Origin of the sequence: Shewanella sp. SM87 (assembly GCF_025653705.1) — a bacterium.
GTDB lineage: Bacteria > Pseudomonadota > Gammaproteobacteria > Enterobacterales > Shewanellaceae > Shewanella > Shewanella oncorhynchi.
This window is the reverse complement of record NZ_JAKKSC010000011.1, coordinates 69,014-84,278: the sequence shown is the minus strand read 5'-3', so window position 1 is coordinate 84,278 and position 15,265 is coordinate 69,014. Positions and strand designations below refer to the sequence as shown.

Here is a 15,265-nt window from a genome sequence, read left to right as displayed (position 1 = left end):
TATTGATAAATAACAACAGTCTCAGCAAAGATTGAGCAGTAAGAAAAGGAATTGAAATTGGATAAAGTCAAAATAGCGCTGCAGTACATGCTGCCGAAACACTTATTATCTCGTTTAGTGGGTAAACTCGCTGCAGCCGAAGCTGGCGCCTTGACCACTGCCGCCATCAAATGGTTTATCAAACAATATAAAATCGACATGAGCGAAGCGGCGCAGAGCGAACCAGAAGCTTATAAAAGCTTTAATGCTTTTTTTACCCGCACCCTTAAACCCGGTATTCGTCCGTTAGATATGGACGCCGATATCATGGTGCATCCCGTCGATGGTGCGGTAAGTCAGTTAGGCCCCATCAAAAACGGTCGCATCTTCCAAGCTAAGGGTCACCACTATTCATCGTTAACTTTGCTTGGCGATCAAGCCGAAGATGCTAAACGCTTCGAAGGCGGTGATTTTGCGACTATCTATCTGGCGCCTAAAGACTATCACCGTATCCACATGCCGATTAAAGGCACATTATCAAAAATGACCTATGTACCTGGCGAACTGTTTTCGGTGAATCCGTTAACGGCGAGACACGTACCCGGTCTGTTTGCCCGTAACGAACGCGTTGTGGCGATTTTTGAAACCGAATTAGGTCCACTGGCTATGGTATTGGTTGGCGCAACGATTGTTGCCAGTATTGAAACCGTATGGGCTGGCACAGTCACGCCGCCGACAGGTAAGCAAGTCTTCACTTGGGAATATCCAACCCAAGGCCCAGATGCCATCACCTTAGACAAAGGCGAAGAAATGGGTCGCTTCAAGTTAGGCAGTACTGTGGTGATGTTGTTTGCCAAAGACGCTATCGCGACCTTTGCTGAAGGTGTTGAAGCCGAAGCAGTAACACGTATGGGACAAGCCTTCGCTAACCTGAAAGACGTTAAGCAAGCGGATTAAGTTTTCTTGAGTTCTGCTAAACCTTCGGGATTAATTGAATTGCATCTGGCTGTGCTGCTATTTGGCGGCACAGCTTTGTTTTCTAAATTAATCCCGCTCAGCGCCCTCGACATCACCTTCCTACGCTGTATCGTCGCCGCCACTGTGTTAGGTTTGCTGGTCAAATTCAGCCGTAAACGGCTAACGCTGGCCAGCAAACAAGATTATCTGGTCGCCATCGGGCTTGGGGTTATCGTCAGCCTGCATTGGGTGACTTATTTTGCGGCCATGCAATTATCGTCGGTCGCCATTGGCATGATTGCATTTTTCACCTATCCGGTGATGACAGTGATTGCCGAGCCGTTGCTGACAGGTAATAAGATAAAATTACACGATATGATCAGCGGTGTATTAGTGCTGATTGGGGTGATATTACTGATCCCTGAGGCCAATTTAGGTAACGACACTACGCTGGGCATTGCCATCGGCATAGTGTCCGCCATCTTGTTCACCGCCCGTAACTTATTGCACAAACGCTACTTTTCCCAGTACAGCGGCCCCCATGCCATGTTCTATCAAACTTTGGTCGCTGTGGTGTTCCTGATGCCTTGGCACCAAACGGAACTGGACAGTATCTCATTAGAAGTGTGGGGATTAATTATTTTACTCGGCGTTGTCTTTACCGCTGCGCCACATGCGCTATTTACTTCTGCGCTGAGGCAACTCAGCGCCAAAACGGTTGGGCTAGTCTCTTGCTTACAACCCTTTTATGGCGCCATGTTAGCGCTGATCATTTTAGGTGAAGAGCTCAATCTCAACACTCTAATTGGTGGCACTATCATAGTCGCTACCGCCATCTTCGAAACCCATCAATCGCACCAATCACAGCGGCGAAAAAAGAACGCCTGAAACATACCAATCTCAACGCAATTTGGCTAATATGGAGCGTCTTTCGCCCCTAAATGTCTTTAGCCTATATGCCACGTATTTTATTGTTCATTATTGCTTTTTTCACATTTTCCGCACTTGCCAATTCGCCTTTGCAGTTGGACAAACGTCTTGGCATTAACAAGCAAGATCAGCAACAAAATCTCAGCATTGACGAACAAATTAACGAACTCAAAATTAACATAGAAAAACTCGCTGCCAACGCAGCCAGTTTCCAACAAGCGCAGATTGATTTTGAGCAACATAAGAAGCGCACTAACCAAGCGCTGAAAGACGCCTACAAGCCTTTATCACTGGAAAAAGGTACTGACCTCAGCCAGCAGGCTTCCATGGCCTATATTCGCTTGTCTGAACTTAAAGAAAGCGAATCCACCCTTGGCCGACAAGTTAACGATTTATTACTACGTCACAATGACTTACCTACCGTTATCGCCAGCGCGAGGCAAACTGTCGCCCAAAACAAAAAAGCAGAACTCGCCCCGCTAGATACCCCTACGGGAGAGTTACAGCAAACTCAACGACTCTTCTTTGAACAAAGCCTTGCCACCGATGAAGCAGAACTTGCCAGCAGCCAAAAACGCATTGAACTGACGCAATTGCAATTACAGCTAGTCCGCCAACAACTGGTGCAGCAAGAAGCCTTGATCGAAACCATCAACAAGGCAATCAATAAACAACGTCAGCAACAAACGGATGCCACCCTAGCCAAAAACTTAGTTAATACCGAAAAAGTTATCGATCCTATCACCCGTAATATTGCCGACACTAACCAGATTTACGGCCAAAAGCTGCAAACGTTAACTCTGCAGATCAATAATGTGGTCGAACAGCAGGAACAGGCAGAAACCCAATATCAATCCCAAGCCAAACAACTGGCAAACATCCAAGAGCAGATCACTTGGGTCAAAATGAACTCCGCCTTTGGTGAGCGCTTTTTACAGATGTTGCAATCACTGCCTAAACCACCGAATCACGAAAAACTGCAAACGCTGATCGCCGATGCGCGCTTAGACAGATACCATTTAGAGCAGCAACAAGCCCTCAATGAGCAAGAATTAGAACAACCCGGCTTATACAATGAGCAGCAGATTAAGCTCTTACACTCGCAACAGAGTTTGATCTCGCAGTTGATGCAAAGCTATGACCAATACTTAAGTGAATTAGGCAAGCTGAAGGTCAATTACCAACAACTGAGCCAACAGAATCTCACCCTCAAAAATACCCTTAACGAACATTTATTCTGGGTGCCTAACGCTGCAAGTATCAGTAAGTTATGGCTTACGGATCTTGAGCGCAGCACGGTTTGGCTTGTGCAACATGCACAGTGGGATGAACTGGGAAAAGCCTGGGATGAACAAAACGATTATTGGTCTTGGTGGATCATATTGCTGGTACTGTGTTTAGTCGTACAAGACTTGATCACTCCTAAATTCAATCGCTTGCTAAATCATTACACCACTTATGTGGGCAATGTGACCCAAGATAAATTCATTTATACTCTCAAAGCGCTCGCCTGCAGTATCAGCTATGCGTTGATAAAACCTTTCCCAGTGATCATGGCGGGATTGATTTTCTATCATTCCGATCGCAATTTTGTGCAAGCAGTGGGTATGGGCATACTGGCGATTGGTTTAGTGTATCTCTTATATCGCTTCATCTTTATTCTGACGCTCGACAAAGGCGTACTCGTCGGCCATTTCAAACGCCCCTCAAAACTCATCCAAGCGGGACAATCACGGCTCAGACACTTTGTGCTGATTGCTAGCCCATTATTGGGTCTGATGGGCTTTACCGAAGTACTCGACACATCACTGGTGCGTAATAGCATAGGCCGCGGCGCATTCATTATTTTCTGTATCGTTTTATTCTTGTTATACAAAGATATTTTAATCCTGAGCCGTAAAAACTCAGATGCCAAAAAAGACGGTAAAAACAAAAAACTCATTCAGAAAATGCTCTGGACCTTGCTGATTTCTGTGCCGCTTTTAAGCGCAGTGTTAGCCTTTAGGGGTTACTACTTCACCGCTTTCCAAATGCTGTTACAACTGCAATTATCGATCGTGCTTGGTCTGGGTTTCTTGCTCTTATACCAATTGATCAAACGGTGGATGTTAATCGAACGCCGCCGTATCGCCTTCGATCGCGCGAAAGCAAAACGTGCAGAGCGCTTAGCACAAAGGGAAAAAGGCGAAACGCATCACCCTTCCGTCGATGGACTCGATACCTACGAAGAACCCGTAGTCGATCTCGAAACCATTTCGAGCCAATCCCTTGGCCTAGTGCGTTCACTCTTGTTATTGGCCTTTTTAGCCAGTTTGATTGGTCTGTGGACTCAAACCCATACGGCGCTGTTTTCCTTCCTCGATGGCATTACGCTGTGGACGACCAATACCAGTGTGAATGGCTTAGAACAACAATTGCCCATTACCATGAAATCACTGATGTTTGGGCTGATAGTAGTAGGTTTCTCGTTAATGATTGCCACCAATTTACCCGGCCTACTTGAGCTAATGATCCTACAAAGGCTTGATCTCTCGCCCGGGACAGGTTTTGCGATCACAACCGTCAGTCGTTATCTGGTGGTTTTCCTCGGACTATTAATCGGCTTCTCTAATCTCGGGATGGAATGGTCTAAGTTGCAATGGCTGATTGCCGCACTGTCTCTCGGTTTAGGCTTTGGTCTGCAAGAAATTTTCGCCAACTTTATCTCAGGTTTGATCATTTTGTTTGAGAAACCCGTGCGGATTGGCGACACAGTGACAATTCGTGATTTAACAGGGACAGTCAGTAAAATCCAAATTCGGGCGACCACCATTATTGACTGGGATAGAAAGGAAATTATCATCCCAAACAAGGCCTTTATCACAGAGCAGCTGATCAACTGGTCCTTGTCAGATCCTATTACGCGGGTCATTGTTTATGTGTCGGTGGCGCGGGATTCTGATCCAGCCAAAGTCGAAGCGACGCTGTACCAAGCGGTGCAAGAATGTGAAGATGCACTTGCCAGCCCAGAACCTGAAGTCTGGTTTGCAGGCTTTGGTAAGCATACCCAAGATTATGAAGTGCGCGCCTATGCGAAAGATATGTCGGCACGTTGGCCACTGCGCCATGATTTACATAAACGAGTGACTAAAAAACTCAAAGAAAACAATCTCGAACTCGCCTATCCGCAGATGGAAATCCATATTAAGAATGGTCAAAGTCGAGAGCAACAAGGCATTATTAGAAGCTAATAGGATCGCAGAACATGCTTATTTTTGCTCACCGCGGCGCCAGCGGTTATCAGGCCGAAAATACCTTAGCCGCCATGGCTAAAGCGTTAGAATTGGGTGCGCAAGCCGTCGAACTCGATGTACATAATGTCGAAGGTGAGTTAGTCGTGTTTCACGACAGACGACTCGATAATAAAAGCTCGGGCACAGGCGTCATTCACTTAGCGAGCAAGGACTATCTAGCAAGCATCAATGTGAAAGGTGAATCCATTCCGACGCTATGGCAAGTACTTGAACTGATTGCGGGGCGCTGCATAGTCAATATAGAGTTAAAAGGCATTAATACCGTCACGCCGTTAATCGACTTATACCCAAAGGCTATGAGTCAGCTTGGGTTTACGAAGGAGCAGTTACTGATCTCTTCCTTTAATCACCCCTATCTGCATGAACTTAAACAGGTGTTGCCGGATGCGTTAGTCGCACCACTGCTTGCCAGTATTCCACTCGATGGGGCTGGCGTGGTAAGCGAACTGAATGCCTATTCATTGCATTTAGATGTGAGTTTTATCAACCAAGCACTAGTAGATGACGCCCATAACCGAGGTGCCAAGGTTTATGTTTATACTGTCGATCATATTGATGATATTCATGCGCTTAAGCAGATTGGCGTCGATGGCGTGTTCAGCAATTACCCCGATCGCGCCATGCAAGCCTTAACTCAAAAGGCAATGGCCGATTACTCTGGCTACTTTGAGTAACGGCAAAAATAATAACGATATTAAGCTTGGCTATTTCGCTGAGCCCAATAACCGATAAAAATAAACATGGCCACAATTAACAGAAACATCCAATGGGATGGCATAGCCACTATGTGTCTTGCCACCCAAGGCGTGGCTTTCACGATCAATAGGCCATAGCCAAAGGCATTCACAATAATAAAAACAAATGTTCGCAGCACAAAAGAATGCCCCAACAAATGACGCCTTAAGATACGATTTACATCCGCTGAAAAAACCAAAATAAGACACACCACCATAGCGGTAGCAATATCGAAGGCCCAAGGGCGAAGCATATTACCTAACTGGGCAATAATGGCGACTAATTGATCAAACATAGACTTAACCTAAAAATATGCAGCGCAATCCATCTGAGTGGCCGCGACAGCGTATTGAAAAATAACAATAACCAAGCATAAAGGGAGACGCCATGGGGCACAAGTTACTCTTGCTAACAAAGGCAAATCAACAGTACCGCGACTTGATTGAGGCGCAGAGTCTCCCAGATTTAACGTTACTCGACGATAATCCTACGAGCATAATTGATGCAGATATTTGGTTAGCCGAACCTAAACTCGCCGCGCCCCTATTACCCCATGCTAAAAATCTGCAATGGTTACAATCAAGCTTTGCTGGCATAGATGCCCTGATGAGTCCAAGGGGCAGAAAAGACTATCAACTCACCAATATTAAAGGCATTTTCGGCCCGCTGATGAGCGAGTATCTATTCGGCTATTTACTCGCGCATATCCGCGGCCATCGTTTTTATCGCCAGCAACAAGGACAAAAACAGTGGCTGATTCAACCCCAGCAGCGCCATTCAAGCCTACAGGGAATGCGATTACTCTTACTCGGTACTGGCTCAATTGCCCAGCATCTCGCGAAGACGGCAAAGCACTTTGGCATGCATGTCACAGGGATCAATCGAAGTGGTAATTCCGTAGAAGGTTTTGATGCCATAGAAGCGATGGCCAATTTAGGCCAAGCGTTAACACAGGCCGATGTGGTTGCAAATCTACTGCCAAGCACTCCTGCAACGCATAATCTTCTCAATGCTGACATGTTAGCTATGTTAAAAACGGATGCAGTGCTGTTTAATGTTGGCCGCGGTGATGCACTCGATCTCGATGCACTCAATATCCAACTTATCGCTAATCCTAGTCAGCAAGCGATCCTCGATGTATTTGCTCAGGAACCTTTGCCCAATAGCCATCCTATTTGGGAACGGGAAAATGCCGTGATCACGCCGCATATTTCGGCGCCAAGCCATCCTGCACAAATCGTCGATATCTTTAGCCAAAACTATCGCCGCTACATCATGGGTGAGCCACTGCAGAATCGAGTCGACTTTAGTAAAGGTTATTAGATCAGAGATAAGAAATTGAGTTAGAAATCAGTAAAAGAAAAGGCAATAGTCAGACTATTGCCTTTTTTATCTTAAATTTTAGTCAGTTAAATCCTAAAGCTGCGCTTTAAGAATTGCTCGACTAATACAGAGTGAGAATCCATCTCGCGAGTCACTTCGTCATTCAAGCCGACCATTTCACTGCCGAGTTGATGGCTAGAATGGGTAAATTGCGACACATTAACTACGCTGCGATTCATCTCATTTGCCACACTCGATTGCTCTTCAACCGCGCTGGCAATATGGTGCGTCATATCGGTAATGGTCGAAATGGCCTCACGAATCGTACGTAATGCCGTACCCGCTAAATCCGCCGTTGAAATACATTCGGAAGCGGCAACCACTCCTTGCTGCATACTGATAACAGCTTTATTCGTCCCCTGCTGCAACAGATTAATCATACTGTGGATTTCTTTGGTGGCATCGTGAGTACGTTGTGCCAGTGCCCGCACTTCGTCAGCAACGACAGCGAAGCCACGACCTTGCTCACCCGCTCGAGCCGCTTCAATTGCCGCATTCAATGCCAGTAAATTCGTCTGACCCGCAATACTCTGAATCACATCGAGCACTGTGCCAATATCTTTACTGTGGGCTTCTAACTCAGTAATAACTTTTGACGTTTGTTGCAGTTGCTCCGCCATAGCTTGAATCGAGCGAATAGTACTCGACACCGTTTTATCGCCATTGATAGTTTCAGCGGATGCCATTTGCGAGGCACTCGCCGCATCGGCACAATTGGAGGACATATCGCCTAATGTGGCGGTCATTTCCTGCATCGCTGTAGCAACTTGTTCTATTTCAGATAGTTGAGCCTGACTGGTACTCTGGATTTGTTTGCCCTTGGCGGCAGATATTTTGGCCTGTTCTGACACGTTATAACAGGAATCCGATGCACGCCCAAGAATCGACTTAAGCTCTGAATTCTGCATTTGCAGTGCTAAATCAATCGCGCCAAGATCATCACTGCTTCCACTATAAATATGCGCCATCAAGGGGTTATCGTAGATATGCTTCGCCTTAGTCACTAAAGCATAGTAACGACTCAGCACCAGATTACCGCCCACCAGCAATACTAGGACACTTATCGCTAGGGCAATAAAGCCCATTAAGCCAATTTACAGAGCAAGGTAAAGCATAGGTAGCATGGCAACCAATGCGAGTAACAGCAATTTGACTGGCATATCCAAGGTACGTTTTAACGCGCTGACGCTGCCCTTTTTGTTCAACTCTGCATAGGCTATTTCTGCACGCTTAACCTGATCGCGTGTGGGTTTAGTGCGTACAGATTGAAACTCGACGACTTTACCATTAACTGAAATCGGTGAGACATAGGCATCGACCCAATAGTGATCGCCATTGGCGCAGCGGTTTTTCACTATCCCTTTCCAAGGCTCGCCTTTTTTGATACATCGCCACAGATCTTCAAACGCTTGCGGAGGCATATCTGGATGACGCACTATGTTGTGGGGCTTGCCTAGCATGGCATCGAGGTCGTAACCGGCAACGGTACAGAAAGATTGATTGGCGTAAGTGATATGACTTTGAGTATCCGTAGTCGACAATAAAATCCAATCCGCTGGATAATCATATTCTCGCTGTGTAACTGGTAGATTTGTTCTCATGAAACCTTATGGATCTTTGATTAATTCTTCGTTATTCATCCATGAGTTATCCATCCGTGAGGCATCATCACCCTGACTCTGTATTCCTAAACCTACTTCTAAAACTGCCTAGCTTTTTAGTGCTAAAACACACCTAGCATAGACGATAAAACGTGCGCCATGTAACAAAAGCGTTAAAGTATGAAAATCACCCAAAAAACATGATTGCATTTGATAAGCGTTTTCATTTAGAATTAGCGCAATTCGATTGGAGACTAATATATGTACGTTTGTCTTTGCCATGCGATCACTGATACGCAAATTAAAAACGCAGTAAGCCAGGGCGATAGCTCGCTTGCTGACGTAAAAAAGCGCTTAGGTGTTGCCGATCAATGTGGTAAATGCGCCAGAATGGCAGTGCAGATCATTCAGAATCAACTAGAGCTTGAGCCTAATTATTACGAAGTCGCATAGAATTCATCACGAATAGCGTGGTAAAGGGTAACTCACTCACGAACAAAGTTCCGACAAGTTAAAACCACGCTGACTCAAGCAAACTTAGTCCAGCTCAAGCAAACTCAATCCAAAAAAGTCCCGCGACAACAAAGCCTTCTATCCGCCACTTCGTCTTAAATAATCTTGCCAGTTTAGACTTTAGATATGATGTTTTAATGACAAGCCCACTGAACTCCAAGCTCGAAAGCCGCGAATAATTCAATGGGGTTACAGATCCAACTTCCGAGTCAAGCCTACTTACGTTTCAACAAATAGGCCGCTTCATTAAGCCAAGGCACTGCTTTCTTAATAAAACGTGGATTGTCGGCCAACACATCTTGCGACGCTAATACTTCAATATCAAAATCCTCACTTAGATGCTGCTCTACCCAAGTAGAGGATACCGCAAAAGGCGGGCCGATAAGGGATTCTTGCGGATAATCTAAAGTCACTAATAAACCGACACTGCCGCTAGGTAATAAGCTCGCTAACTGCTTGGCATATTGTGCACGCATACTTTCTGGCCATGCGATCAAAGCCGCGCGATCATAAAATGCCGTCACGTCTTGAGTGATAGCCTTAGGTAGGGTGAAAATATCACCCTGATACAAGCTGATCTGTTCGGTTTGATAATGCTGGTGTTCACCCACGGCCGTTTGCGTCATCTCGAGTTGGTTATCGCTAAAAAATTGCTGTACAGCCGATTCATTCAACTCACACCCTATGACCTGATGCCCCTGTTCTGCGAGGAAACACATGTCTAGCGACTTACCACATAAGGGCACAAAAACCTTGGTATCTGCGGGTAATGCAAGCTGCTGCCAATACTTAACGAGGAAAGGATTGATGTCTTGCTGATGAAAACCTATCTGTTGCTGCTGCCACTTTTCATGCCAAAAACCGGGTTCCATGGGTTTATCTCTATTCGCTAATGTTGTCCTTACTCTAATGACATTTTAAAGTGGATGCAAAGCCTCCTGCCATTCGGCAAACTCAGCAATGTAAAGACTCACTTACTGATCTAACGTGGCTTGCACTTTACGCAGCCAAACACAGTTATCGCATTGGCATTGACGGCGTGATAAATGATGTGGGCTTAAAGATGAGTCGATAAAGTCCACGGCGATCAACAACTGCTGTTTTAACTCGGCAATCGATTTTTCGTTCACGGCCACCAACTCGTCATTCTGGTTCATCCAGATACATTCCATGCCCTGATGACACGTTAAACATTGCTCGTCTCTATCATTAAAAAATACCGCATGCGGGCAATGGGTCACTTCCATTGACTGTAAAATACGCTTACGCGGATATTCCAAAAGTTCGATCAACAAGGCCTTATATTGGGTGGGCATACGCCCTCCTTAGCTGCACTTTGTCTGTGGGTTAATTAACAAAAATTGATTCCATCTAATGTCCCAAAGATTACCTATAGTCGCGAGGATTTAATTTGATGTAAGTCAAAGTCAGTGACGAAATGATCGTATAGGTAAGCCGCGCCTGACGCTGAACATCAATGCCATTCAAAATACTAAAATAAAGCCACCCGCTATTTGATTATCTCCCCCGCTTACTGGTTAAATGAACAAAACAAGGAGCACAATTTGCAAACACCTCAGCTGCAGCATTTTTATATTTCTGAAGAGCAATCCATTTACTTGCTCAAAGCCAATGATGCCCGTAAACACAAGGCGTGGATCCGCCTCTGTAAACAACAGCTGAGCAAATTAGGTTATACCGATATCGAATTGGTCGGCAAAGGCGCCTACGGTTTCGTGTTTGCGGGTATCAATCAAGCTGGCGATGCCCATGTGTTTAAGTTTTCACGGATTAATTTGCCACAACACATTCAAGATCGGCTCGAAGAAGAAGCCTTTATGCTCTCCTTACTCAAGCACCCTAATGTGCCAGGGGCGATCAAATTTGAGCGAGTAGGTAAGCAGGGAATACTCGTGATGGAACGGGCAAAAGGGGAAGATCTCGACCAACTTTGCCGCCGCATGGGAGCCCTACCGACCGCTATGGTCATGAGCATCGCCCGCCAACTCGCCGATATCTTGTATTACCTGCGCACAGGCAAGCCTTTAGTGCACGGCGATATCAAACCTTCTAATCTGGTTTACGATATTGAACAACAACACTTATCGTTAATCGATTGGGGCTCAGCGGTATTTGCGCAGCGGGATGAACATAACAAACCCGTCGAAGACAATGTGATGGCGTTAATGTCGAGCGATCAACAACATACCAACGCCCGCATGGGTGATGTGTACTTTATCGGCGAAGAGCAACTCAATGGAGCACTCTCCAGCCCGCGCTTTGACGAGCAAGGAGTTGCCGCGACTCTATATGCCCTCGCCTCAGGGCAAGCAAGTCGCTTCGGTGCACAGGTGATCTCGCCCACCAGCATTGGCTTACCGATAGAATTAGCCCGTACCTTAGAAGGCATGCTCAGCACTGATCCGCAGCAGCGCAACATTGCCGGCGATTACTTTTTAAAAAGTATGCGCCACAGCCACAGATTACATTTACCTGAACTGCCCAAAGCTGATTTACAGGGTGAAATTCCTGTTTGGGTGCAATCCCGCAACAAAGATGTTGAAACCGTCAGCTACAGTTCGCGTAAATCCTTTTTAAAGGAACACAACGCCCAAGATCCCATCGCTAAGATGGATGATATTCAGCTCGAAAAATATTACCGTAACTTCCTCGCTGGCATGGGCGATACCGAAAAAGGCTTTATCGCCGCAGTGGGTCGTTTAGCGCAATATCCGATCGTGGGTGGTCTGGCTATTCATTGGCAGGAAACCGGCGTGTTTATCGACTCCAATCTTGCGATTTACGATGCAAAACAAAAAAGTGCGTTAATCATTGCAGTCAACAATATGGTGGATCTCGCGCGGGGAATTAAACGTATAGGGGTGTTTAAGGCCTGTTTCTTTAACGCCAAAGACACACTGCATATCGAACGAGCTGACACCAGCGAGCCTTTTGTCGCCAGTGCAGCACTGCAGTTGCCCTTCGAAGTCGGTGACGTACCCACCTTAGAAGATAAGTCGCGGTTACATTCTTATTTTGAAGACGGTAAAGATCCCGATGAGAACCTCGAATTACCCCATGAAATCATGGAAGAATTAGCCCGCATCAACCAAATTCACCACACAGGCTGCATCATTTTTGAGGCGCTGCCGAATCACTTAAAAATTCACAGTTACTTGAAGCTGCTCAATCCGCGTAAGCAAGCGGCGTTTCGCGCGAGCCTCGATCGCATCTTGCATCATGTCGGAAAAATCCAAGGCCACGGCGTATCGGGCTTTATGAAACTGCCCTACAAAAACACCCGCCGCTTTACTCATCTAGAGCGTAAAGCCGAGCACTTTTATCCGAAAAACCCAAAAGAAATAGGCGCCTAATGGCGCCTTGTTCATCGGATTAAATCGGCGATCCCGGCGGTAAGGTTAACGGCTTAGGAATAAGCTTAACCTTAGCATCGGTCAAACCCGCAGCAAGACCCTGTTGCAACCAAGTATAGTGCGCCGCAAGACTCACATTCGCTCGATTCGACTTCGCTTTCAATTGCTTAATCACAAACTGAGCGCGATCGTTGATCGCAGCCCTCACTTCTGGTGAGGTTTGAGGATCGTGCAGCGTTGCCAGCACTTCATCAATCACCACAGCGTTCACTCGCATCCATACGCCTTCGACCAGCGCGAGCTTATCCTCTTGATACAAGGTCGCCGCAAATAACTTATCCAATAATGTCGTCACCGATAACTGCTCACTATCTGCCATGGATGCTTGGCTGACACGATTCAAGCGTTTAGGCATCAATAGCAAGCTCACAGTATGACGGCTAAACACTTCAGCCATACCGAGAGGGTCGTTAATTGCACCTAGACCTGAATCGAAGGATTCCCGCGTAACATGATAATTCCCCGCCTTTGGCACTAAACTGTCGAGCAAGGTTTGCGGCACAGTTAAACTCGCCGCATCGAGCGTGTTAAGTAACGCGTCTAAGCCTGTTAACTGCAACTGCGGCGCAATATAGCTCCAGCGGCTGCCTTCGCCGATAGATTGATAGTTATAGTCAGTGCCGCCAATAAACTTAGCGACCGCATCGATTTGATAACGCGTCAGCAAATAAATTGGCGCAAAGGCATCGGCTAGCTCGCCCAGTGGCTCATTGGGTAACAAGGCCGCACTGGAGAAATCCGCAATCGCCTTAGTGCGAATTTTATTTAACTTACCCAGCTGATCGATCGGATCGTCACCACTATCCCACAAACTGGCATAGGCCTGACTCGCATCCTTTTGGCGAGAATCGGCCTCACCGATATAACGTAAGCCACGTTTGGCTACATCGGCCAGTAAGTCGACTTGCAGCGCTTGTTGGGTACGGGCATCGCCTTGATCGCTATAACCATAGGCGATAGTAAAATCATCCCAAGGTCCAACACCTGTAGTGTAAGGTGCTGAAATATCAATATCATTGCCCTTTAGCTGGATTTTCGGATGGGGATAATCCATCACAGAGGCATCCTGATTAGTCGAAGCGGCAAAGTTATGATCGAGCCCTAACGTATGGCCAACTTCATGGGCAGCCAGTTGGCGAATACGTGCGAGCGACAAGGCAGTCGCCGCTTTCTCGGCCGCCACTCTATCCTGCCAGCCTGCGGTTAAGCCTTTAGCAATCAAGTAATCCTGACGCACACGCAAACTGCCGAGCGTGACTTGACCCTTGATGATTTCACCGGTGCGAGGATCGGTCAGTGCGGCGCCATAGGACCAACCCCGCGTCGCCCTGTGCACCCATTGGATCATGTTGTAGCGAATATCCTGCGGATCGGCATCTACAGGTAATAACTCAACTTTAAAGCCGTTGATAAATCCCGCCCGAGTAAAAGCCGTCTCCCACCAGCGCGCGCCATCGAGCAACGCCGACCGTATAGGTTCTGGCACGCCAGGATCGAGATAATAAGTAATAGGTTTAACGACTTCGCTTGGCGCTGGGCCTGGATGCACTTTCTGTAAACGGTGGCGCAGGATAAAACGCTGCACTAAAGGTTGGTTAAAGGGCGTGGCATAATCGCGATACTCATCGGACAAATAACCGCTCATAGGATGATAAGCCCGCGGCTGATAGTCGGTATCAGGCAGCTCAACAAAGGAATAACGCATCCGCACCGACATTAAGGTGCCATCGGGTGTTACCTGTGCGACCTGCGCGCCAGCAACATCGCCTTTGAACGTCAGTTGCACATCCACATCGGCGTTTTTCTCAAAGGATTTAATCCCTTTGGGTAAGATGACAGAACGGCTCAAATCGAGCTGATAATTGCCCTGCTCTGTTTGTTGCAATACGGAAGACACGCCGTGTAAATCATTGAGCACCAGATCGTTAATCGCTACCAAATCTGGCTTGCCCTCAATCACTTTGCCTTGCCATAACACAGAATCGGCAAAGGCTTCTTCAACCGCTCTTTGCTCGGCGGCATCAGAGGTATTCGCACGATATTGAGTATTGAGTTGCTTGAGTAAAACATAGGGACCTTGGCGCTCAAACTGCACCATACGGGTCTGACCCAGTTGGCCGCGATCGAGACCAATGTCGTTTGATCCTACGCCCTGTGGCAGGCTAGTAACTAAGATAAAAGGTTGATTTAAACGATTGACCTCAAGATATAACTCTCCCTCAGACTCCTCGTAATAGAGATTAAGAAACCCTTTCGCCTCTTGGCCCTGCTTAATGATCTTGGCGCTAGGCGCGGCTGCCGCGACCGTAACGGTGGGAAATCCTAACAGCGCTATAAATAAGGCTAAGGCTACACTTTGGGGTTTCATCTTTCCTCCTGATTCGGCTGGCTGCGTTATTTACCTTATTAAGTCATTTATGTCATATGCATCTTTGATGAC

At 46.7% G+C, this 15,265-nt stretch carries 11 protein-coding genes and 1 pseudogene; 7 read left to right on the top strand and 5 right to left on the bottom strand.

Going from position 1 to position 15,265, the window contains the following annotated elements; genetic code table 11:
- Positions 1-57 precede the first annotated feature (57 nt).
- From asd to L5M11_RS10985, 4 genes are all read left to right on the top strand, one after another.
- On the top strand, positions 58-936 hold the full coding sequence (gene asd / locus L5M11_RS11000; protein ID WP_263163634.1) for an archaetidylserine decarboxylase: 879 nt from the start codon (positions 58-60) through the stop codon (positions 934-936).
- 6 nt (positions 937-942) lie between these two features.
- Complete coding sequence (locus L5M11_RS10995; RefSeq protein ID WP_263163636.1) at positions 943-1,824, top strand: DMT family transporter; 882 nt, start codon at positions 943-945, stop codon at positions 1,822-1,824.
- A 68-nt stretch (positions 1,825-1,892) separates the two neighbouring features.
- Entirely contained in the window at positions 1,893-5,096 is a 3,204-nt protein-coding gene (locus L5M11_RS10990) for a mechanosensitive ion channel domain-containing protein (RefSeq protein ID WP_263163747.1), read from the top strand.
- Between the two features lie 14 nt (positions 5,097-5,110).
- Positions 5,111-5,833, top strand: coding sequence for a glycerophosphodiester phosphodiesterase (locus L5M11_RS10985; protein WP_263163638.1), 723 nt, complete (start codon positions 5,111-5,113; stop codon positions 5,831-5,833).
- A 20-nt stretch (positions 5,834-5,853) separates the two neighbouring features.
- On the opposite strand, the gene L5M11_RS10980 is transcribed toward L5M11_RS10985, so the two are convergent.
- On the bottom strand, positions 5,854-6,189 hold the full coding sequence (locus L5M11_RS10980; RefSeq protein WP_113939153.1) for a DUF3392 domain-containing protein: 336 nt from the start codon (positions 6,187-6,189) through the stop codon (positions 5,854-5,856).
- Between the two features lie 92 nt (positions 6,190-6,281).
- Between L5M11_RS10980 and L5M11_RS10975 the strand changes: the two genes are divergently transcribed.
- Positions 6,282-7,217 carry a D-2-hydroxyacid dehydrogenase gene (locus L5M11_RS10975; RefSeq protein ID WP_263163640.1) on the top strand — a complete coding sequence of 312 codons (936 nt, stop codon included), beginning with the start codon at positions 6,282-6,284 and terminating at the stop codon, positions 7,215-7,217.
- An 86-nt stretch (positions 7,218-7,303) separates the two neighbouring features.
- Here the strand turns inward: L5M11_RS10975 and L5M11_RS10970 are convergent.
- Positions 7,304-8,878, bottom strand: a pseudogene (locus tag L5M11_RS10970) (PAS domain-containing methyl-accepting chemotaxis protein).
- Positions 8,879-9,139: 261 nt separating this feature from the next.
- Between L5M11_RS10970 and L5M11_RS10965 the strand changes: the two are divergent.
- A complete protein-coding gene (locus L5M11_RS10965; protein ID WP_076498521.1) occupies positions 9,140-9,331 on the top strand; it encodes a bacterioferritin-associated ferredoxin in 192 nt (63 codons plus the stop codon).
- Positions 9,332-9,606: 275 nt separating this feature from the next.
- Here L5M11_RS10965 and L5M11_RS10960 read toward each other — a convergent pair whose 3' ends face one another.
- Complete coding sequence (locus L5M11_RS10960; RefSeq protein WP_263139787.1) at positions 9,607-10,263, bottom strand: thiopurine S-methyltransferase; 657 nt, start codon at positions 10,261-10,263, stop codon at positions 9,607-9,609.
- Between the two features lie 102 nt (positions 10,264-10,365).
- Positions 10,366-10,707, bottom strand: a complete 342-nt coding sequence (locus tag L5M11_RS10955) for a hypothetical protein (RefSeq protein WP_105250285.1) — start codon at positions 10,705-10,707, stop codon at positions 10,366-10,368.
- A gap of 249 nt (positions 10,708-10,956) precedes the next feature.
- On the opposite strand from L5M11_RS10955, the gene L5M11_RS10950 reads away from it, so the two are divergent.
- The gene (locus L5M11_RS10950) at positions 10,957-12,765 is read left to right on the top strand and encodes a protein kinase domain-containing protein (RefSeq protein WP_263184515.1); all 1,809 of its coding nucleotides are present in this window, start codon (positions 10,957-10,959) and stop codon (positions 12,763-12,765) included.
- A 19-nt stretch (positions 12,766-12,784) separates the two neighbouring features.
- Here the strand turns inward: L5M11_RS10950 and L5M11_RS10945 are convergent, their stop codons facing one another.
- Positions 12,785-15,193, bottom strand: coding sequence for a zinc-dependent metalloprotease (locus tag L5M11_RS10945; protein WP_263184516.1), 2,409 nt, complete (start codon positions 15,191-15,193; stop codon positions 12,785-12,787).
- Positions 15,194-15,265 lie beyond the last annotated feature (72 nt).

What these genes read in the sequence shown, in the direction of transcription:
- L5M11_RS10990 (WP_263163747.1), top strand. Translation starts at nt 1,893, where the DNA reads ATGCCACGTATTTTATTGTTCATTATTGCTTTTTTCACATTTTCCGCA.
- L5M11_RS10985 (WP_263163638.1), top strand. Translation starts at nt 5,111, where the DNA reads ATGCTTATTTTTGCTCACCGCGGCGCCAGCGGTTATCAGGCCGAAAAT.
- L5M11_RS10980 (WP_113939153.1), bottom strand. Translation starts at nt 6,189, where the DNA reads ATGTTTGATCAATTAGTCGCCATTATTGCCCAGTTAGGTAATATGCTT.
- L5M11_RS10975 (WP_263163640.1), top strand. Translation starts at nt 6,282, where the DNA reads ATGGGGCACAAGTTACTCTTGCTAACAAAGGCAAATCAACAGTACCGC.
- L5M11_RS10965 (WP_076498521.1), top strand. Translation starts at nt 9,140, where the DNA reads ATGTACGTTTGTCTTTGCCATGCGATCACTGATACGCAAATTAAAAAC.
- L5M11_RS10960 (WP_263139787.1), bottom strand. Translation starts at nt 10,263, where the DNA reads ATGGAACCCGGTTTTTGGCATGAAAAGTGGCAGCAGCAACAGATAGGT.
- L5M11_RS10955 (WP_105250285.1), bottom strand. Translation starts at nt 10,707, where the DNA reads ATGCCCACCCAATATAAGGCCTTGTTGATCGAACTTTTGGAATATCCG.
- L5M11_RS10945 (WP_263184516.1), bottom strand. Translation starts at nt 15,193, where the DNA reads ATGAAACCCCAAAGTGTAGCCTTAGCCTTATTTATAGCGCTGTTAGGA.